Source organism: Alicyclobacillus vulcanalis, assembly GCF_900156755.1.
GTDB lineage: Bacteria > Bacillota > Bacilli > Alicyclobacillales > Alicyclobacillaceae > Alicyclobacillus > Alicyclobacillus vulcanalis.
Genome location: NZ_FTOO01000001.1, coordinates 388,234 through 407,572, shown reverse-complemented (window position 1 = coordinate 407,572; position 19,339 = coordinate 388,234). Strand labels below are relative to the sequence as shown.

The following is a 19,339-nucleotide window of genomic DNA, read 5'->3' as shown; positions in this document are numbered from 1 at the left end:
CCGGATGTTTCATGCGGTTGTGGGCGCTCAGTATGGCGACGAAGGCAAGGGGAAAATGGTCGATTATCTGGCGGAAACGGCAGACATCGTCGTCCGGTATCAAGGTGGCGGCAACGCCGGGCACACCATCGTGAATGCATACGGAAAGTTCGCACTCCACCTGGTGCCCTCGGGCATCTTCCACCCGCACACGTTGTGCGTCCTCGGGGCCGGCGTCGTCGTCAACCCGCCGAAGTTGGTCGAGGAACTCACAGCTCTGGCGGAAGCCGGGATCGACACCAGGCGGCTCGTCATTTCGGACCGCGCGCACATGGTGCTGCCGTATCACATTTGGCAGGACATGTGGGAAGAAGAGGCGAGATCGAAGAAGGTGGGCACGACGCTGCAGGGCATTGGCCCGGCGTATCAGGATAAAGTGGGTCGCTTCGGCATCCAAATGGGCGAAATGAGAGACCTCCACCGCCTGAAAGAGCGCATTCAGGCCGCGTTTGAGGCCAAGTGCCGCCGTCTGCCTGGGCTCGAGCGCTACGGCACGTGGGAGGACGTTTGGGCGCCCATCGCCGCGGCGCGGGAACGGCTCCTTCCGTACATCGCGGACACCACGCCCCTCCTGTACGAAGCGGCCGTCGCCAACAAACACGTCTTGTTTGAGGGCCAGCTCGGCATTATGCGCGATCTCGACTGGGGCGTGTACCCGTTTGTCACCTCGTCCAACCCCATTGCGGGCGCGGTGTGCGCCGGGGCCGGTGTGCCGCCCACCAAGTTGGAGCGCATCACAGGCATCACGAAGGCATACACCACGGCGGTAGGCGAAGGACCTTTCCCGACCGAATTAGATGACGAGTTCGGGGCGTTCCTTCGCGATCGCGGCCACGAGTTCGGAGCCACGACAGGCCGCCCGCGCGGCTGTGGATGGCTGGATCTCCCGTCACTGCGCTACGGCGCATGGATCAACGGATACACGGAGCTCGCCCTCATGAAGCTCGACGTGCTCTCGGGCCTCGACGAAATTCAGGTGGCCATCGCCTACGAGCTCGACGGACATCGTCTCGCATGGCCACCAGCGGCATACGACATGGAACGCGTGAAGCCTGTGTATGAAACGCTGCCTGGCTGGCGCGAGGACATTGGGGCGTGTCGCAGGTTTGACGAACTCCCGGAAGCGGCTCAACAGTATGTGCACTTCATTGAGGAGCAGGTCGGCGTACCGATTCGCTTCGTGAGCGTGGGACCGAGCCGCGAACAGACGATTGTGCGCACGTGACCATGGAGAAATGAAACGTAAGGGTGAACGGCGCGCCCGCACGCTACATGCGCGGGCGCGCGCTCGCATTCCAGTCTCCCCCATTTCCGTCTGGCGAGCGATGGGACAGTCCGCCGGAACTCACGGGAAGCCGGAGCCGAACACAGGTGCCGAACGCCGTCGTTCGCATGTCGAACGAGAATTCGGGGCCGAAATAAAGTTGAAGCCGGCGGACCAAATTTTTGATGCCCAGACCGGTGCGTTCCCGCTGCGGATCGGCCTTGGATTCAGCGGATGGAGGGCGTCCGTCGTCCTCGACCTCAATGACCACGTATCCCGCATCTTGCCGATGAGCGCGGATGGTGATGCGGCCTTCAGAGCGTTCCGCGAAGCCGTGAAGGATGCTGTTCTCCACCAAGGGCTGCAGCGTGAACTTGGGAACGTGCACCTGAAGCACGGACGGATCGGCCACGAGTTCCACGCGGATCCTTCCTTGAAAACGTATGTTTTGAATTTCGACATAGCGCTGTACGTGTTCAAGCTCCTCACTGAGTGTGAGGAAAGCTCTGGGGTCGCTCAACGACAGGCGGAGAAAACGGCCAAGCGCATACACGAGTTGCTCAATCTCCCGCTCCTCTCGTGCATACGCCATCCAGTAGATCGAGTCAAGCGTGTTGTATAAAAAATGGGGATTGATTTGGGCCTGCAGCGCCGCAAATTCGAGCTGACGCTTTTCTTCCTCCTGAAGCTTCGTCTGCTCGAGCAATCGGTGGATCTCGCTGACCAGGCGGTCGAAGCCCTGCGCAAGAACCTGAAACTCATACCAACCGAGTCGCGTGTCGAGCCGCACGGACAAATCACCCTGCTCGACGAGCGACATAGCCTCCGTCAAGCGGTTGAGCGGACGAGCCACCATGCGGGAGAAGATAAACGCGATAAACAACGAGGCCATCGATCCCCAAGCGAGCGCGGCAAACATCCAGCCCCGCAGGTGATCATCGGCGCCCTCCGTTAAAGAAGCCGACGGAATCCACGACACGACCTTCCAACCGTTCAGCGGAATGGACGCCACGGCGACAACCAACGATCCGGACGGCGTCGTGGCAATGCCGTCGGCGGCTGCCCGACTCACGACCCGCTCCAACGGCTTGGACAAATCGCTCGGCGGGGCAAGCCCAGTGAGCCAGTGGCCGTGCTCGTCTAACACGGCGAGATCGGCGTCCCGCCCTGTGCTCACGCTTTCCATGACCGTGCGAACATACTCGGGCTTGATGCCGATCACCACGATAGCGTCTGAAGGTGTCGTCGGCAGCCACTGCGACACGAAAAAGCGCGGCCGGTGATCGTCGAACAACCACTCAGCCGGCGGCTGCTCCCCTATCCAAACGGGCGTGGTGTTAAAGAAGGTATGTTGGACAAACCACTGATAAGGCTGATCGATGGGACGGTATGGAGCAAGCTGATGGCCTTCGTCCACGAACTCCATGCCGTTGTCCAGAAGCAGCATGACCGTGTCAATGAGCTCATCGTGGTTGCGCTGCACCTGGGTCAGGAGCCGGTTCACGTACGTGTACATGGTGTACGGCGTATAGCCCTTTGGAGGCTCGCGGAAGTCAATTTCACATTGGATGACCGGATCCGAGACCAGCGTGCGAAGGGCCGTGCGCTCGACCGATAAAAACTGCTCGTTTAAGTAATCAGCCGTCTGGACAACGAACGTCACCAACGAGCGGCGCCCGACTTCCTCCGAGATGGCGCGCAGCTTGCGCATCACAAAACTTCCGAGGATGACCAGACAGGACATCATCAGCACCCAGGTCACCATCCATATCCAAACCGTCAGTGAACGACCTAGGCGGCGAATGGCGATCACCGTCATCCCCCTTTGGTGTCGGCGGTCAGCCCGGTTCAGTGCCCCTCGCTCGCGGCGCGCGCGACCTGGGCGTATGACCGCGGATGCACACCTGTATGCCTTTCAAAGATTTCACAAAAGTGACGCAGGTCCTCAAAACCCACGCTGCGAGCCGCGTCTGCGATGCGCACGCCCTGCCGAAGCAGCGCGGCGGCAATCTCCATCTTCCGCATGTGCACGTATTCAAGAAACGTGAGTTGCATCTTCCTCCTGAAAAGCGCCGCCAAGTACGTCGGCGAGACATGGATGGCGGCCGCCACGTCTTGGAGGCGCAACCGGCCTGAAATGCGCGACTCGATGTATTGAACTGCGTGTGCGATCACGTCCTGGCTGTCGGCGGAACAAACACTGACCCCGGCCTCTCGTTTCGCAATACGCTCGACGGAACGGCTGATCACGTCGCGAATCTCTCCTGCACCCGCAGGTTTGAGAAGGTATTCCATGACCCCCAGCCGGATGGCGCGCTGCGCATAACCGAATTCGCTGTAACCGCTCACAATGACGTTCACGGCGGGACGCCGCTCGGGTGGCACCTGCTCGAGCGCGTCGAGCCCACCCAAGCACGGCATGCACACATCGAGAAACGCGAGGTCGATGGCCTCGTGTGCCAGAATTTCCAACACGCGCTCTCCGTCCGCAGCTTCGAAGACAGCCGTAGCCACACCTGAACTCTCGCAGACTGCGCGCAGTCCCCTGCGCACAATCGGCTCGTCGTCCGCAATGAGGATTCGCAAGACCGCGCCTCCCTTCACGGCCGGGCGCAGTGCGCCCGGCGCCGTCTTGCTACATCTCGACTTCCTCGTGAGAGGCTTTGGGAGCGGTCCAAAGCTTTCCGCTCTCGTACGCTTGCAGGTTGGATTTGGTGACAAGAACGGTCGGCGTCTCCAAGAACTTCGGAATGGATTGGCCCATGAAGTACTTGTGCATTTGCTCGACCACGGTCTCCCCCATCTGGTACGGGAAAGTCCCAATGGTCGCCGTCACGAGGCCGCTCTGGATATCCTGCAGCGTGACCGGATTCCCATCGATGCCAATGGTGTAAATGTGCTTGTGCATCTGGCTGGCCGCGATGGCTGCGCCAATGTCCATTTCATCGCTGGCGCCATAGACCAACTGAATATTCGGATGCGCTTGCAGCGCCTGCATGGTGACCGACAAGCCCTCGCTGCGCAGCCAATCCGCCTGTTGTTCCTCCACAATGTGTATATTCGGATAGTTCTTGATGATCTCCTTGTATCCTCCGACGCGTTCCGTATTGTAGTAGCTCGGGATGCCATCCAGAATCATGATGTTCCCGTGCCCATGGAGGACTTGAACCGTAAATTGCGCCAGCTTGTGCGCGGCTTCGCGCTGGTTGTAGCCGATGTACTCGGTGACATTGCCAGCCCCCGTGGACGCCAGTCCATTAAAGATGAAGACCGGAATGTGCGCTTTGTTGGCCTGTAAAATCGCCGTGCCAATCGCCTTGTCGTCCATGGGGCACACGGCGATGGCTGACACGTGTTCCGACACGAGATTTTCCATCATGCTGACCTGCGTGTTAAAGTCCGATTCCGCGGGGGGCGCCTCGACAATGACCTTGTACCCGTACTCCTGAGCGATCTTGCGAGCGCCTTGCACGATCTGTACATAAAACGGACTGGTCATACCCGGAGGAAGGATGGCAATGGTCTTTTGACCCGCACTTGCTGCCTGCGCGTGCCCAGGGCCGAGCGCTAGAGCACTCAGGCACGCGGCCGCAGCGCCGAGCCACCTCCCCCACTTCATTTGTCGACGAGCCTGTTTGCCGCGTTTTTCCCGCTTTTTCATCAGACCATCTCCATTCTCCTCAATGGAAGTCAGACTGGATTTCGTTTGCGATCCGCCTGTGCGTGACCACCCGTCGAAACCAGCGTTTGACCGAAAGTCGCTTTCGCAGGATGTCCGTCAGCACCGCCAGCACGATGATGAGCCCCATGACCACGTCGCTCCAATACGTGTTCACATTGAGCAACGTCAGGCCATCCCGGACGCATGACATGATGAGAACGCCCACCAGACTCCCGAACATGCTCGCCGATCCGCCGGAAAGACTCGTGCCACCGATGACCACGCCGGCAATCGTATCGAGTTCATAACCGTCGCCGTTTGTGCTGATGCCGGATTGGAGGCGCGCGTCCAACAGAATGCCCGCCAGCGCCGACAGAACGCCTGAAAGCACATACACGCCGACAATCACGCGGTCCACGCGCACGCCCGACAGACGCGTGGCGAATTCATTGCCTCCGATGGACAGCGTGTACTTGCCGAACAACGTGCGCGAAAGCAAAATCCAGCAGATGACGTAGACCCCAATGGTGATCCAGATGAGATCCGAAACCCCTAAGAACGTGTTTGTGGCGAGGTTATTGAAGGCATTGGGCAGCGCGTCGATGGTCTCGCCCTGCGTCAGCACGTACGCCAGGCCACGCACCATCTCCATCGTCCCAAGCGTGACGATGAACGGCGCCATGCCAAGCTTGGCAACCGCCAACCCGTTAAACAACCCGACGACCGCTCCCACGCCCAGGCCCGCAAGGACCGCGACGATCACGCCATGCCCCATGCCGCCGACCGCTTTATCTGTGCTCATCAACATCGCCGAAATGACACCCGACAGCCCGACAATGGACCCTACAGAAAGGTCAATTCCGCCGGTGCCAATCACAAAGGTCTGCCCAGCCGCCATGATGGCCACGATGCTCGCCTGCACCACGATGTCTTGGATGTTTCCCCATGTCCTGAATGCAGGCGAAGCCAGACTGAGCGCACCCGCCAAAAGAATGAGCGCCAGAAGCGCGCCGGTCTGGTTCAAGCGGGCGCTAAGCCAGCGTGCCCTCATGGACGTCCTTGCCACCACCTCACTTGACTTGGTTTCTACAGACGAGATCCCGCCATCGCCCATTGCGCAATCACCTCCTCGCTCGCGCCTTCTCTCGGCAGTTCCTTTGCAATCTCGCCCTCCCTCATCACGAGGATGCGATCCGCCAGCGTCAGCACCTCAGGTAGCTCCGAGGACACCATCAAAATCGCGAGTCCCTTCTGCCGAAGCTCATGCAGCAGATGGTAAATTTCAAACTTGGCGGCGATATCGACTCCTCGCGTCGGCTCATCGATCATGAGAATCTCGCTTTCCGCAGCAAGCCATCGAGCGAGCATCACCTTTTGCTGGTTCCCACCCGACAACGCCGCAACACGTTCGGACGATCTCGACATCTTAATCCTCAGTCGTTGTCCGTATAAGTTTGCAAGCTTTTCGACACGTCCGCCGCGGTACCACAGTGGCCCGTTCACGCGAGGATACGAGGCAAGCGCGACGTTATGTGCGATCGCCTGCTCCAGCACCAGTCCCTGCGCCTTTCGGTCCTCGGGCAGAAGTCCAATGCCGAGTCGAATGGCATCCGCAGGGCCCCGAATGCGAACGCGGCGGCCCCGTACCCAAATCTCTCCTGCATCCACCGGGTCCACGCCGAAGATGGCGCGCAGCACCTCCGTGCGTCCTGATCCCACCATGCCGGCAAGGGCCACAATTTCTCCAGCATGCACGTCAAATGTCACATTTCGAAACGCGCCATGTCGTGTAAGCCCTTTCACCGAAAGCAAAGCATCGCCTCGAGCCACTGGCTCAAAAGACATCTGATGGACCTCTCGCCCCACCATCAACTGAATCCAGCGGTCCCGATCTCCGGGCCTCACGTCGAGCGTGTCGATGGTTCTCCCGTCCCTCATGATGGTCACGCGATCGCCAATGCGCGGGATTTCATTCAAGCGGTGCGAAATATAAATCATCGACATGCCCGCGCGCTTGAGCCTCTGAATAATATCGAAGAGGCGGTCCACCTCCCGCTCACTGAGCGACGCAGTCGGTTCGTCCATCACCAAGACGTCGGGTTTGCGCCTCACCATTTTGGCGATCTCCACGAGCTGCTGTGCGGCAATGCCGAGCTGCCCTACCGGCGTGCGCGGATCGATCTCAAGTCCCAACTCCGCGAGCATTTGGGCAGCCTCTTCTTCCATCTGCTTTTTTCGTAACCACCCCATGCTGCGCTGTTCATCCCCGAGAAACACGTTCTCGGCCACGGACTGTGCAGGGCACAGTTGAAGCTCCTGGTGGATGACCGCCACACCCGCCCTCAACGCATCCAGCGCGGACTGCGGGCGGTAGGGCTCCCCGCGCAGCCACATCCGGCCTTCGTCCGGCCGATACACCCCCCCGATCACGTTCATGAGCGTCGACTTCCCGGCTCCGTTCTCGCCGAGCAACACATGGACCTCTCCTTTGCGCAGCGAGAAACGTGCCCCATCCAGCGCCTTGACGCCTGGGAATTGCTTGGATATGCCTTCTACCCGCAGGATTTCCTGCACCCTCACTCCCCTCCTTGTACGTACGACTTCATTGTACGCAAGGCGGGGACGCCGCACAGCGAGCAATCTTTCGCATTTTTGAGGGCAATCTTTCACTTCCTGCCCCCCGCTCACTCGAGCGAGATGTCCAACACCACCGGGCAGTGGTCGCTGCCTAGGACGTGATCGTCAATGCGCGCTTCGCGAACCCGTTCTCGCAGCCGCTCGCTGACGACGAAGTAGTCGATCCGCCAACCAATGTTGCGCTCTCTGACGCCGGGCATGTTCGACCACCAGGTGTACTTGTCCGTCACGTCGGGATACAGATCTCGAAACGTGTCCACGAAGCCGGCGGCGAGCAATTCCGTCATCTTGGCGCGCTCTTCGTCGGTGAATCCCGAGTTTCCGCGATTCGATTTTGCATTTTTGATGTCGATTTCCTGATGGGCCACGTTAAAGTCTCCGCACGCGATCACAGGCTTCGCCCGGTCCAGCGCGCAGAGATAAGCGCGAAACGCGTCCTCCCACTCCAGCCGATACGGCAGGCGCGACAGGTCTCGTTTGGCATTCGGCGTGTAGACGGTGACAAGGAAGAACTCGGGAAACTCCAGTGTGATCAGGCGCCCTTCGGGGTCCACGCCGTCGCCGAATCCGTAGCGCACATCGAGCGGCGGAATCCGCGTGAAGACCGCCGTCCCGGAATATCCTTTGCGATCTGCGTAGTTCCAAAATTGCTGGTACGCGTCTCCGATGGCCAGGTCAATCTGTCCCGCCTGAAGCTTCGTCTCCTGCACGCAGAACACGTCCGCATCGACCGACTCGAAATACGGTAGAAAAGCCCCTTTTTTCACGCAGGCGCGAAGCCCGTTCACATTCCACGATACGAATCTCACCGCATATCCCTCACTTCGGCGTCAAGGGGTACGTGATCCTCACAGGGCGACACGCGCCCGACATCCCTCCGACGAGACCATGGGCGCACAACGAAAGAGCCCGCGCCTGTGCCGTCGGCACCATCGGCGCGGGCTCTTGAATGAGAGCGTCACATCTTCGACGCGATGTAGCAGGCGAGATCGACGACGCGGTTCGAGTAACCCCACTCGTTGTCGTACCAGGCGATGACCTTCACCATGTCGTCGATGATCATGGTCGAAAGGCCGTCGACCGTGGACGAGTGCGCGTCGCCGTTGTAGTCCTTGGACACGAGCGGCAGCTCGTTGTACGCGAGGATGCCCTTCAGCGGACCTTCCGCTGCGCGCTTCAGCGCGGCATTGACCTCTTCGACGGTCACAGGCTTCTTGGTCTGCGCCACGAAGTCGACGAGCGAAACGTTCGGCGTCGGCACGCGCATCGCCATGCCGTTGAGGCGGCCCTTCAGGTGAGGAAGCACGAGGCCCACGGCCTTGGCGGCGCCCGTCGTCGTCGGGATGATGCTGAGCGCAGCGGCGCGAGCGCGGCGCAAATCGCTGTGAGGCAGGTCAAGGATGCGCTGGTCGTTCGTGTACGAGTGCACCGTCGTCATGAGGCCCTTCACGATGCCGAACTCGTCGTCAATCACCTTGGCCACCGGCGCGAGGCAGTTGGTCGTGCAGGACGCGTTCGACACCACGTGATGTTTGGCCGGATCGTACATCTCGTGGTTGACGCCCATCACGATGGTGATGTCCTCGTTCTTGGCCGGAGCCGAAATGATGACCTTCTTCGCGCCACCCTTCGTGATGTGCACCTCCGCCTTTTCGCGGTCGGTGAACAGACCCGTCGACTCGATCACGATATCGACGCCGATCTCCCCCCACGGAATGGCGCCCGGATCCCGCTCCGCGAACACCTTCACGGTCTTCCCGGCGACGACGAGATCGTTGCCCTCGGCCTGGACATCCTCAGGCAGGATCCCATGCACCGAGTCGTACTTGAGGAGCGCGGCAAGTGTCTCCGCGTTGGTCAGGTCGTTGACCGCCACGATATCGATGTTCGGATTGTGAAGCGCCGCGCGGAAGACGTTGCGGCCAATGCGGCCGAAGCCGTTAATGCCAACCTTCACTGCCATGTTCGACCCTCTCCTTGCCTGCTGAAGTTTCGAGCTGCAAGATGCGGCGCGCTGCGCCTTCATCCGTCACCAACACGTCGATGCGATAGGCGTTTGCCACGCTGGCGATGGCCTGCGCCTTTTTCTGTCCGCCTGCCACGGCGATCACGACCCGCGCCCGCGCGACGTCGTCGAGCCGGAGCCCGATGGTCCGCATGGCGTAGACGACTTCGCCGCGCGCGTTGAAGTAGTGCCCGAAGGCCTCGGCCTTCGCCTCCCGTTCGACGAGGAGCCTAAGCTCCTCCTCGGTGGCGTGACGCCGCCTGGCCATCGCGAGCGCATCCCCCACGCCGTGCACGACAACCGTCGCCTGGCGAATGATGGGCAATCGCTCCTGAATGTAGGGGTCATCCAAGAGCTGTTCGAGCGCCTTTTGGGACAGGCTGTCGGAGATCTGCAAGAGAACGGACGATCCGCCGAGTTTCGCCGCGAGCTCGGAAGCGATGGTGTTGGCCTGGTACGCCACAATCTCGCCAACCGTGCCCCTGGCGGGCACCACCGTGATGCGTTGCTTGAGCGGCTTGGAGCTCATCGCCTTCGCGACGGCTGCCACGGTCGTGCCGCCCGTCACCGCGATGATGTCTCCGTCCTGCAACACCTCGGTGATGAGGTCCGCGCCGGCCTGGCCAATGCGCTCGGTGACCCACGCATCTTCATCGGCGTCGCCTTCCACCACCACGACGCGCGGAATGCGAAGAAGCGCCGAAACGCGCCACGCCAAGTCCGACCGCCCGGCAAGCTCTGCCACGAGCGGCTCAAGTTCAGCGAGCAGCGCCTTGCCCTCCGGCGTCAGCGAGACCCCAGACGAAGACGTCGCGACGAGCCCGAGCTGTTTCAAATAGTCCAGTTCGGTGCGAAGCGTCCGCTCCGACTGGCCCATGGCTTGGGCCAAAGCTCGCCGCCCAATGGGCGCGTGTGCGTCGATGCGCTGCATCACGCGCACGCGGTGCTCGATTGCCCTCACCAATTCGGGCGCGATCCGTTCAACCGCCGCCCACTCGGTCCACTGCATGCCACTTCTCCCATCGGTGGTCGTGTCGCCAGCACGCCTATCTTCGGGGAGCATCCTACGTGCGACGCAAGGGACATTTTTCGTCCCGTAGGATCCTCATATCGTCCCATCACCTTCAGTGTAGCGCGTTTGCGAGAGGTGCGCAACGCGGAAACACCCGTTCATATCTTGCGCAAATGCACTTCCTGTACCCGGTGCTGTGCGCCTTTGGCAAGGATGAGGTCAGCCCGGGATTTTGTGGGCGCAATGTTTTCCCGCAAATTTTTGGCGTTAATTTCTTCCCAGATGCGCGTCGCCGTTTGCACCGCCTCTTCGTCGGAGAGATCGGCGTAACGGCGAAAATACGACTTGGGATCGCGGAACGCTGTCTCGCGCAGCTTGAGAAAACGGTCGATGTACCAGCCGCGGATCAGATCCTCGGGCGCATCGACGTAAATGGAGAAATCGAAGAAATCGGAGACGAAGATCGTCATCGGACGCCCGCTGGTAGACATCCGGGTCTGCAGCACATTGAGCCCTTCCAGAATCAGAATGTCGGGTTGCTCCACGACGATGCGCTCGCCCCGCACGATGTCGTACTCGATGTGCGAGTAGACAGGCGCCTCGACGCGCGGTTTGCCGGATTTGATGTCAGCCAAAAAGCGGATGAGCCGGCGCGTGTCGTAGCTCTCGGGAAAGCCCTTTCTTTGCATCAAGCCGCGGCGCTCGAGTTCGGCATTCGGATAGAGGAAGCCATCGGTGGTGACGAGATCGACCTTCGGGTGATTGGGCCAGCGCGACAAGAGCGCCTGAATAATGCGCGCCGTGGTGCTTTTGCCGACGGCGACACTTCCCGCAATGCCGATGATGTAAGGCACCTTGCGCGACTGATGGCCGAGGAATGCGTGCGTGGCCTCATAGAGATTCTGCGTCGCGCCGACGTATAAGTTCAAAAGGCGCGAGAGCGGGAGATAGACCTCTTCGACTTCCTCGAGGGATACGCGTTCATTCAGTCCGTGAAGCTGGGCGAGATCTGCCTCCGAGAGAAGGAGTGGCGTGGAATCGCGTAAGCGGCTCCACTCGTCGCGCGACAACGTTAAGAACGGAGAAAAACGCTCGCCGGCCTGTGTCTGGTTCTGCATCATTCGCCCCCCGCATTCGGTCTCGCAGCGGATGGATAAGTCCTTCATCTCATGTAGAAAGCCCGGCCTGTCTCGCCGGGCCAACGACAGTATACAATGTTCAATCCGTTAAAGAAAAGAAATCGCCCCTCATCCTTCGCTCATCATACTGCGGTACTGCGCTTGCACGAGTTTGTAGTAGAAACCGCGGCGGCGCATGAGATCGTCGTGGCGCCCGCGTTCGACAATGCGGCCGCCGTCAAAGACGAGGATCTGATCCGACTCGCGGATGGTCGAAAGGCGGTGTGCCACCACAAAAGAGGTCCGCCCTTCGAGCAGCACGCGGAGGGCGCGTTGAATCAGGTGCTCCGTGTAGGTATCGATGCTCGCGGTGGCTTCGTCGAGAATCAGAATCCTGGGATCTGCCAAGATGGCGCGCGCAAACGAGATGAGCTGGCGCTGGCCTTGAGACAGGCGGGCGCCGCGCTCCTGCACCTCCGTGAAATACCCGTCTGGAAACCGTCGAATAAATTCGTCGGCGTACACGGCTTTCGCCGCCGCGATGACCTCCTCGTCCGTGGCGTCGGGCCGGCCGTAACGAATGTTGTCCATGAGCGTGCCGGAAAACAAGAACGTGTCCTGCAGGACCATGCCCATCTGGCGGCGCACGCTGGCGAGGGACACGGAGCGGAGATCGTGTCCGTCGATTCGGATCTCGCCGGAGGTCGGATCGTAGAATCGGGCGAGCAGGTTGACGACCGTCGACTTGCCGGCGCCCGTGTGGCCCACGAGCGCGATGGTCTCGCCGGGGCGGGCGACGAACGAGATGTCTTCAATGGCAGGCCGATCCGCCTGATAGGCGAACGTCACGTGCCGGAACTCCACGTGCCCGCGAACGGGCGGGAGTTCGCGCACGACGCCCTGATCGGCGACGGTCGGGCGCGTATCCAGGTACTGAAAAATCCGCTCCGAAGAAGCCATGGCGACAAGGATCTGATTGTACAGCTGCCCGAGCTGGCTGATGGGTGTCCAGAAGCTTCCTAGGTAGTTGGCGAAAGCGACGAGCAGCCCCACCGTGACGACCCCGGTGTGCACGAGGTGAACCCCATACCAAAAGAGAAGCGCGGAGCCCAGAGCGCCCGTGAGATCCACCAGCGGTCCGAACGGGATACTGAATCGCTGCGCGCGCAGAAACGTGCGCATATAATCGCGGTTCATCTCCTCGAAAAACCGCTGGTTCTCATCCGCTCGAACGTACGCCGTCGTGACCCGCATCCCTTGAATGGCCTCCGCCAGGTGGGCGTTCAAGCGGCTCAGACGCAGGCGGACCTGCTGCCAAGCCCGGCGGATTTGAACGGTCAGGCGCAGCGAGAGCATGAACATGAACGGCACGACGACCAGGGTGACCGTCGCGAGTTGCCAGTTGAGCGAAAACATGATGGCGATGATGCCGATGAGCGTGAAGACGTTGGTGATGGAGTTGATGACGCCGTTGGTAAACAAGTCCTGGAGCGAGTTGACGTCGTTGAGGATGCGCACCAAGATGGAGCCCGCTGGGCGCGCGTCGAAGAAGTCGGCCGACAGTCCCTGTACATGGACGAACAGCTCGTCGCGCAGCCGCTGAATCACCCGTTGGCCGAGCCGATTCGTCAGGTCAATCCGGAAAAAGGACGCCAGAAAATTCATGAGGTATAGCGCCACGAGGGCCGCGGCGTAGCCGAGCAAGACGTGCGCATGCCCCCGCCCGACGAGCGCGTCCACGGCACGCCCGACGAGGTAGGGCGCGAGCAGGGTGACGACAAGGTTTCCGCCTGTCGCAAGAAGAGCAAACGCGATGAGGCGGGGATACGGCCGCATGTACGACGCGAGGCGGAGGATGAGCGAAAGCTGCAGCTTTTTCTCGAGCGCCTCATCGTCCCGATAAATGAACGGCGCGCGCAAAAGCCCCTCTTCACCGCTGCGAAAAGCCGATTGCCGTGCCATTTAACGCTCTCCTTCCGCCATGCAGGGGTCCGCGATGTGGCGAAGCGCCTCGAGATCGCGAAACTGCATGTCGTAAATCTGGCGGTACAGCCCGCCGCGATCGAGCAACTCCTGATGCCGGCCGCGCTCGACGATGCGGCCGCCGTCGAGGACGAGGATTTCATCGGCGCCCTTGACGGCGTTCAACCGCTGCGCGATGAGAAACGTCGTGGCGCTCCCTGCCCGAGCCGCGAGGCGCCTTTGAATGGCCTCCTCCGTCTCCATGTCGACGGCGCTGGTTGCGTCGTCGAGGATGAGAATGCTCGGTTCCGGCACGAGCGCGCGAGCGATGGAGACCCGCTGGCGCTGGCCGCCGGAGAGGCCAAGCCCCCGCTCCCCGACGAGCGTGAGGTAGCCGTCAGGCAGGCGCTCGATGAACTCGTCTGCGTCGGCGATCTCGGCCGCTTCTTGCACCGCTTGCAACTCTGCGTCCGGGCGCCCGTAGGCGATGTTGGCGAAGAGCGTCGTGGAAAAGAGAAACGCCTCCTGAAAGACGAAGCCCACCTGACGCCTGAGCGACTCGCGCTTCCACTCCCGGACGTCAACGCCGTCCACGCGCACCTCGCCTTCGTCGACGTCGCGGAAGCGCGGGATGAGGGACACGAGCGTGGACTTACCACTTCCCGTCAGGCCCACAATTCCAATGGTTTGACCGGGCCTCGCGGTGAACGTGATGTCTTTCAGCACGTACTCGCCGCCGAGTTTTACGCTGACGTTGCGAAACTCGACCAGACCTTGCACGGGTCCGTCCCGTTGTTCGCGGGAATCGTCGAGATCGTCTTGTTCGTCGAGGATCTCGAGCAGCCGCTGGCCGGCAGCTGTCGCCTGGGTCCAGTTGTTCAGGAAGAAGCCGAGCTGGGACATGGGCCAGATCATGTACCAGATGAGGGACAGAAAGGCGACGAGATCGCCGAGATTCATGTGGCCGGAGATCACGAGCCAACCGCCGACGAGAAGGATGAGCACGACGCCGAGGTTGCCAGTCAGCTCAATGAACGGGAAAAACGACCGCCACAGCCGCGTCGCGCGAATGTTGGCGTCGTAGTAGGCTTGGTTGCGTTGGCGGAACTTGTCGATTTCGTGGGCTTCGCGGGCGAAGGACTTGACGGTCCGCACGCCCATCAAGGTCTCCTGGACCCCGGAATTCAACTTGCCGAGCGTCTGGCGGATGGTCAGGAAGACGGGGCCCATCCGCTTGTCAAAGCGGATGGCGGTCGCGGCGAGCACCGGAATGACGATGGACAAAAGCAGCGCAAGCCGGACGTCGAGCGTGAGCATCATGCCGATGCTGAAGACGATGGTCAAAAACAAGTTGATCAGGTTGTTGATGCCGAACGCAAAAAACATGCGGAACGCGTCGAGATCGGCCGTGAGGCGAGACATGAGATCGCCCGTGTGAATTTCGTCGTAGTATCGAAACGGCAGGTGGTTGAGCGTCCGGTACAGCTCGTTGCGCAGATCGAACGCGGTGCGCGCCCCAAACACCTGCGCGAGATACGCCTGGGTGAAGGTGCAGACGCCCTTGACCAGGGATGCCGCGAGGATGGCGGATGCGAGCGGCAAAAGCAGTTTCTCTTGATGGCCGAGAATCACGCGGTTGACGATGGCCTTGAGCAGATAAGGATAGGCGAGCTGCAGAAGCGCCGTGCAAATCAGAAAGCCGAAGCTCACCCACAAAAGCGGCAGGTACGGCCGATAAAAGCGAGATAATCGTCGATACACGCCTGTCAAGCCTGGTCTCCCCTTTTCGCGGCCACAGCCGGGTAAGTCGCACGCCAGACATTGAAGCACACCGTGTGCGAAAACGGGATGCCGGATTTGGTCATCTCCTTCCGCATGTGGCTGGCGCGGCAAAACGGCCGATGAAGACCAGAACGAACACATGGCGACAACGATAGCGCGCCCGTCCGATGGGGCGTTCCCCTCTCCAACGCGCGTCAGGTGGCACGCTGCCGGAACTCGCGAGGCGAGATGCCGTACTTCTGGCGAAATACACGGTAGAAATAGGAATAGGAATGAAAGCCGCAGCGGTCCGCGATTTCCTCAAGGTTCAGGGTGCTGAATCGCATCCGGTCGCACGCCATCTGGAGCCGCACGCTCTGCAGGTACTGCACGACGGTCTGGCCGTACGCCTCCTTGAAGATGTGCACGACGCGCGAGACGGACAGACCGACAGCCGCTGCGATGTCCGACAGGGACAGATCCTCGGCCGCGTGGCGCTCAATATAGGCCCGTATGCGCTCGGCCGCGATGGGAACGGGTGTGGCGCGCTTCGGATCGTAGCCGTACTTGTCAAACGTCAGGCAAAGCGCCCGCAGCAAATAGTCGCAGAGCTCCTCATCGGGTTTCCCAGGCCGCCTGTGCTCCTCGATGAGCTGTCGCCACAGATACACGCAGTTTTCGTGCAGTGCGAGGCGAAGGTGGCGCTTTCTTGGGCGATCCCGCCACCACTGTTCGATCCACGGTCCGCCGCAGAACAGATAGAGATCGGTCGACAGATGCTCACCAGGGCGATCGCCGTCGTCCGGTTCAATGCGCAGTTCGTAGGGTTCTCCGGCGGGAAAGAGGAGCAGGTCCCCTGCTTCGACCACCATAGACGCGCCGGAGGTCGTGACGACAGCGTGCCCGTCGAGCTGCAGGCGAAAGAGATAGCAATCGAGACCCTGTTGCACGTTCTGAACAAACGGTGTGTCGTGCTCCGCGAATCCTGCGCCGAGAACCCAGGCCGCGGCCCCCCGACTCTCGCGATGCTCCCCTGACATGGACCCATTCACTCCCACTCCGAGGCCCGGTGCCGCACGCGACCTCGGCTGCTTCATTCGATTCTCTGTTAGACATCGGGCCTCGCGTCCACTATACTGAGCAGTGGAATCGAGAATCCCAGACAATCACAACCAAGCACGCCGTTCTAAGGTGCAAGGCGCAAGGAGGCTCATGCGTCGTGAGTGAAACGCAACAGATGCAAGAGACGCTGGATGTGTCCGACATTCTGCTGGATCCGTCGGTTCAACGCTCGTTGAACAACGTCCTCGAGCGCTTGCCGCACATCGCCAAGCTGGTGGAGGCGCTGACGGCGGACGAGCGCACGCTGGAAAGCCTGACGGCCATCGTCGAACACCTTCCTCAACTGGCAAAGTTGGTGTACCTCGTGAGCCGCGTGTCCCAGGCCGTCGAGGACGTCATCACCGACGGCGACTCGCTCGAAGGATTTGGCCAACTCGCCAAGCAGATGGCAGAGCCCGCGGTGGGCCCCGCCAAAAAACTGTTGGACGCATACAAGGTGGCGAAAGAGCGCGCCGAGCACGATACGACCACGTTCAGCGTGTTCAGCCTGCTGAAGCTCTTGAAGGAGCCCGTGGTGCAGAAGAATCTCCGCATCGTCTCCGCGATGCTCGAGGAGCTCAGCAAGGACGAGTCTCACGGCCACCACTGAGCCTGGTCTCGTCGCGATCGCGCCTTTCCCCGATGGCGCGATCGCCCCGCCACACGACAGGGAGGGACGCTCATGAGCGAATCTCAGCGCAAGTGGACGGAAGATGAGCTGCGAAAACGCCTCACCCCGCTTCAGTACGCCGTCACCCAGGAAAACGCGACCGAACCGCCTTTTCGCAACGAATATTGGAACCACCACGAGGAAGGCCTGTACGTCGACATCGTCTCAGGAGAACCGCTCTTTTCCTCTCGGGACAAGTTTGACTCGGGCTGCGGCTGGCCGAGCTTCACCAAGCCCATTGCTGAGGACGCCCTGGTGGAGCGGTTGGACCTGAGCCACGGCATGATCCGCACCGAAGTCCGCAGCCGGGACGCGGACTCCCATCTGGGTCACGTCTTTCCGGACGGCCCCGCCGACAAGGGCGGCCTTCGCTACTGCATCAATTCGGCGGCGCTGCGGTTCATCCCGAAGAAGGACCTCGAAAAAGAGGGGTACGGCGAGTATCTGAAGCTGTTTGAGGACGACGAGGCCTGACGGCGCGCATGCTGTTGATGGTGAAGCTATTCGAGAGCCTCGCGCTTCCGCCGGGCCTCTTCGCCGGTCTCTCCCTTCTCCTTGCCATGCTCCTCGCCCGCCGTCACCGCGGATTTGCCGTCGCGTTGGCCGCCGTCGCGCTCTCCTTTGCGGCCCTGTGCACCACCGCCGTGGGCAACGCGCTCCTCGCCCCTCTCGAACGCTTGTACGCGCCCGCCGCGCATCCCAAGGGCGACGCGATCGTCGTCCTCGGCGCGGGTTTTTCCGCCGACACGCCCGATTTCGCCGACCCCACGCAGACCACGGGGGCGCTCTACGGCGATTCGGCCGAGCGCGTGCTTGCCGCTCTGGCCCTGTACAGAACACTGCACTTGCCCATCATCCTGTCAGGCGGTCCCCTTGTGCAAGCGGGCGGGAGATCGTACGCTTTCGCCTACATTGCCGCGCGCGATCTCGCCTTACTCGGCGTCCCCCTCCGCGATCTGTACGTCGATCCGACCAGCCGGACCACGGAGGAGAACGCCGAACACACCGCGCTCCTTCTCCGCCGCCTGCATCGTGCGCACCCCATCCTCGTCACGTCGGCCTATCAGATGGCGCGCGCGGTGATGGACTTCAGGCGCGAAGACATCTCCGTCGTCCCCTATCCTGTCGGCTACGTGGCCAACCGCATCGCGGCGTCCCCGGGCTACGCGTGGCTGCCCACGCAGGCCGGCCTCGACGAGAGCTGTACCGCATTGCACGAAGATCTCGGCCTCCTCGCCGCGCGCCTACACCTCCACGGCTAACCTCGCTTCGGCGCGTGGCGCCGCAAGAGAGAGGCGAGATCGCCATAGGCCTCGGGCGTCGCGGCGACGATGCCGTGCGTGAGGGTGTCCGGCTGGTTGAAGCGAAACGGCCGCGAAGCGCCGTCGTGCACGCGCCCGCCAGCGGCCAAAACGAGGGCGACGCCCGCCGCGATGTCCCACTCGTGCTTCGGGCCGAGGCTGAAGGTCCCATCGGCTTCCCCGGCCGCGACAAGCGCCAACTTGTAGGCGATGGACCCGACCGCGCGCACATCCAGGACGTCGGCAAACGGCTCAAACTCGCCCCGGTTGATCTCCGATCGGCTGCCGAGAATGGTGAGCCGCTCGCCGCGAGCGCGGGAACACGCCATCGGCGTTCCATTTCGCCACGCGCCCAGGCCAACCGCACCGTAAAACACGTCGCCCGTGGCAGGATTCACCAGAACACCGGCCCGTGGCTCGCCGTCTTGCGCGAGCGCCACGGAGACGGCGTACTCCGGTATGCGGCGGACGAACTCCCGCGTGCCGTCGATGGGGTCGACAATCCAGACCCACCGCTTGCCCAGGCGATCCGGCCGATCCTTCGTCTCTTCGGACAACCAGCCCGCCTCGGGAAGCAAATGGAGGAGGCGCTCCTTGAGGAACGCGTCGCAGGCGAGATCGGCCGTGGTGACCGGGTCTCGCCTCGCCTCGGGATTCTTGAACTGCGTATCAAAGCCCTGCCGGGCGATGTCTTCCACCAACCGCCCGGCCTCCTGCACGATGGCCGCCAGGCCATTCAGCCACGTTTTGTCCATGCGCCCCTCCGACTCGTGAAGCTCCATGTGCCCAATTCCACATCCGCCTTCCA

17 protein-coding genes are annotated in these 19,339 nt (G+C 61.5%); 4 read left to right on the top strand and 13 right to left on the bottom strand.

Annotated features, from left to right (window positions below; translation table 11 throughout):
• Positions 1 to 4: 4 nt before the first annotated feature.
• On the top strand, positions 5 to 1,264 hold the full coding sequence (locus tag BW934_RS01990) for an adenylosuccinate synthase (RefSeq protein ID WP_076344509.1): 1,260 nt from the start codon (positions 5 to 7) through the stop codon (positions 1,262 to 1,264).
• Between the two features lie 43 nt (positions 1,265 to 1,307).
• On the opposite strand, the gene BW934_RS01985 is transcribed toward BW934_RS01990, so the two are convergent.
• The 12 genes from BW934_RS01985 to BW934_RS01930 all read right to left on the bottom strand — a co-directional run bounded on the left by BW934_RS01985 (position 1,308) and on the right by BW934_RS01930 (position 16,499).
• A complete protein-coding gene (locus BW934_RS01985) occupies positions 1,308 to 3,122 on the bottom strand; it encodes a cache domain-containing sensor histidine kinase (RefSeq protein WP_076344507.1) in 1,815 nt (604 codons plus the stop codon).
• A 29-nt stretch (positions 3,123 to 3,151) separates the two neighbouring features.
• Positions 3,152 to 3,889 (bottom strand): response regulator transcription factor, encoded by a 738-nt coding sequence (locus BW934_RS01980; RefSeq protein ID WP_076344505.1) that lies wholly within the window; start codon positions 3,887 to 3,889, stop codon positions 3,152 to 3,154.
• Positions 3,890 to 3,938: 49 nt separating this feature from the next.
• Complete coding sequence (locus BW934_RS01975; protein WP_076344503.1) at positions 3,939 to 4,964, bottom strand: sugar ABC transporter substrate-binding protein; 1,026 nt, start codon at positions 4,962 to 4,964, stop codon at positions 3,939 to 3,941.
• A 19-nt stretch (positions 4,965 to 4,983) separates the two neighbouring features.
• Positions 4,984 to 6,015, bottom strand: coding sequence for an ABC transporter permease (locus BW934_RS01970; protein WP_159437293.1), 1,032 nt, complete (start codon positions 6,013 to 6,015; stop codon positions 4,984 to 4,986).
• Positions 6,016 to 6,050: 35 nt separating this feature from the next.
• Positions 6,051 to 7,538 carry a sugar ABC transporter ATP-binding protein gene (locus tag BW934_RS01965; RefSeq protein WP_084182420.1) on the bottom strand — a complete coding sequence of 496 codons (1,488 nt, stop codon included), beginning with the start codon at positions 7,536 to 7,538 and terminating at the stop codon, positions 6,051 to 6,053.
• 110 nt (positions 7,539 to 7,648) lie between these two features.
• Positions 7,649 to 8,410, bottom strand: a complete 762-nt coding sequence (locus BW934_RS01960; RefSeq protein WP_076344499.1) for an exodeoxyribonuclease III — start codon at positions 8,408 to 8,410, stop codon at positions 7,649 to 7,651.
• Between the two features lie 149 nt (positions 8,411 to 8,559).
• Entirely contained in the window at positions 8,560 to 9,564 is a 1,005-nt protein-coding gene (gap, locus tag BW934_RS01955) for a type I glyceraldehyde-3-phosphate dehydrogenase (protein ID WP_076344497.1), read from the bottom strand.
• Positions 9,542 to 10,615, bottom strand: coding sequence for a sugar-binding transcriptional regulator (locus BW934_RS01950; protein ID WP_076344495.1), 1,074 nt, complete (start codon positions 10,613 to 10,615; stop codon positions 9,542 to 9,544). Before BW934_RS01950 ends, gap begins: the two co-directional genes overlap by 23 nt.
• Before the next feature lie 161 nt (positions 10,616 to 10,776).
• Positions 10,777 to 11,736 (bottom strand): type I pantothenate kinase, encoded by a 960-nt coding sequence (gene coaA / locus BW934_RS01945; RefSeq protein WP_076344493.1) that lies wholly within the window; start codon positions 11,734 to 11,736, stop codon positions 10,777 to 10,779.
• 129 nt (positions 11,737 to 11,865) lie between these two features.
• Positions 11,866 to 13,698, bottom strand: coding sequence for an ABC transporter ATP-binding protein (locus BW934_RS01940; protein WP_076344491.1), 1,833 nt, complete (start codon positions 13,696 to 13,698; stop codon positions 11,866 to 11,868).
• The gene (locus BW934_RS01935; RefSeq protein WP_234969486.1) at positions 13,699 to 15,459 is read right to left on the bottom strand and encodes an ABC transporter ATP-binding protein; all 1,761 of its coding nucleotides are present in this window, start codon (positions 15,457 to 15,459) and stop codon (positions 13,699 to 13,701) included.
• Between the two features lie 215 nt (positions 15,460 to 15,674).
• Positions 15,675 to 16,499, bottom strand: coding sequence for a helix-turn-helix transcriptional regulator (locus tag BW934_RS01930; RefSeq protein WP_076344487.1), 825 nt, complete (start codon positions 16,497 to 16,499; stop codon positions 15,675 to 15,677).
• Between the two features lie 179 nt (positions 16,500 to 16,678).
• On the opposite strand from BW934_RS01930, the gene BW934_RS01925 reads away from it, so the two are divergent.
• From BW934_RS01925 to BW934_RS01915, 3 genes are all read left to right on the top strand, one after another.
• Complete coding sequence (locus tag BW934_RS01925) at positions 16,679 to 17,170, top strand: helical membrane plugin domain-containing protein (RefSeq protein ID WP_076344485.1); 492 nt, start codon at positions 16,679 to 16,681, stop codon at positions 17,168 to 17,170.
• 72 nt (positions 17,171 to 17,242) lie between these two features.
• Positions 17,243 to 17,704 (top strand): peptide-methionine (R)-S-oxide reductase MsrB, encoded by a 462-nt coding sequence (gene msrB / locus BW934_RS01920; protein WP_076344483.1) that lies wholly within the window; start codon positions 17,243 to 17,245, stop codon positions 17,702 to 17,704.
• A gap of 8 nt (positions 17,705 to 17,712) precedes the next feature.
• Positions 17,713 to 18,492 (top strand): YdcF family protein, encoded by a 780-nt coding sequence (locus BW934_RS01915; protein WP_076344481.1) that lies wholly within the window; start codon positions 17,713 to 17,715, stop codon positions 18,490 to 18,492.
• On the opposite strand, the gene BW934_RS01910 is transcribed toward BW934_RS01915, so the two are convergent.
• Positions 18,489 to 19,286 carry a 3'(2'),5'-bisphosphate nucleotidase CysQ gene (locus BW934_RS01910; RefSeq protein WP_076344708.1) on the bottom strand — a complete coding sequence of 266 codons (798 nt, stop codon included), beginning with the start codon at positions 19,284 to 19,286 and terminating at the stop codon, positions 18,489 to 18,491. The two genes, BW934_RS01915 and BW934_RS01910, sit on opposite strands and share 4 nt — an antisense overlap.
• Between the last annotated feature and the right edge of the window lie 53 nt (positions 19,287 to 19,339).

Bases quoted from the DNA above. Each gene is read 5' to 3' on its own strand.
- BW934_RS01985 (WP_076344507.1), bottom strand. From the start codon at position 3,122: ATGACGGTGATCGCCATTCGCCGCCTAGGTCGTTCACTGACGGTTTGG.
- BW934_RS01930 (WP_076344487.1), bottom strand. From the start codon at position 16,499: ATGTCAGGGGAGCATCGCGAGAGTCGGGGGGCCGCGGCCTGGGTTCTC.
- BW934_RS01975 (WP_076344503.1), bottom strand. From the start codon at position 4,964: ATGAAAAAGCGGGAAAAACGCGGCAAACAGGCTCGTCGACAAATGAAG.
- gap (WP_076344497.1), bottom strand. From the start codon at position 9,564: ATGGCAGTGAAGGTTGGCATTAACGGCTTCGGCCGCATTGGCCGCAAC.
- BW934_RS01990 (WP_076344509.1), top strand. From the start codon at position 5: ATGTTTCATGCGGTTGTGGGCGCTCAGTATGGCGACGAAGGCAAGGGG.
- coaA (WP_076344493.1), bottom strand. From the start codon at position 11,736: ATGCAGAACCAGACACAGGCCGGCGAGCGTTTTTCTCCGTTCTTAACG.
- msrB (WP_076344483.1), top strand. From the start codon at position 17,243: ATGAGCGAATCTCAGCGCAAGTGGACGGAAGATGAGCTGCGAAAACGC.
- BW934_RS01970 (WP_159437293.1), bottom strand. From the start codon at position 6,015: ATGAGGGCACGCTGGCTTAGCGCCCGCTTGAACCAGACCGGCGCGCTT.
- BW934_RS01915 (WP_076344481.1), top strand. From the start codon at position 17,713: ATGCTGTTGATGGTGAAGCTATTCGAGAGCCTCGCGCTTCCGCCGGGC.
- BW934_RS01950 (WP_076344495.1), bottom strand. From the start codon at position 10,615: ATGCAGTGGACCGAGTGGGCGGCGGTTGAACGGATCGCGCCCGAATTG.
- BW934_RS01940 (WP_076344491.1), bottom strand. From the start codon at position 13,698: ATGGCACGGCAATCGGCTTTTCGCAGCGGTGAAGAGGGGCTTTTGCGC.
- BW934_RS01910 (WP_076344708.1), bottom strand. From the start codon at position 19,286: ATGGACAAAACGTGGCTGAATGGCCTGGCGGCCATCGTGCAGGAGGCC.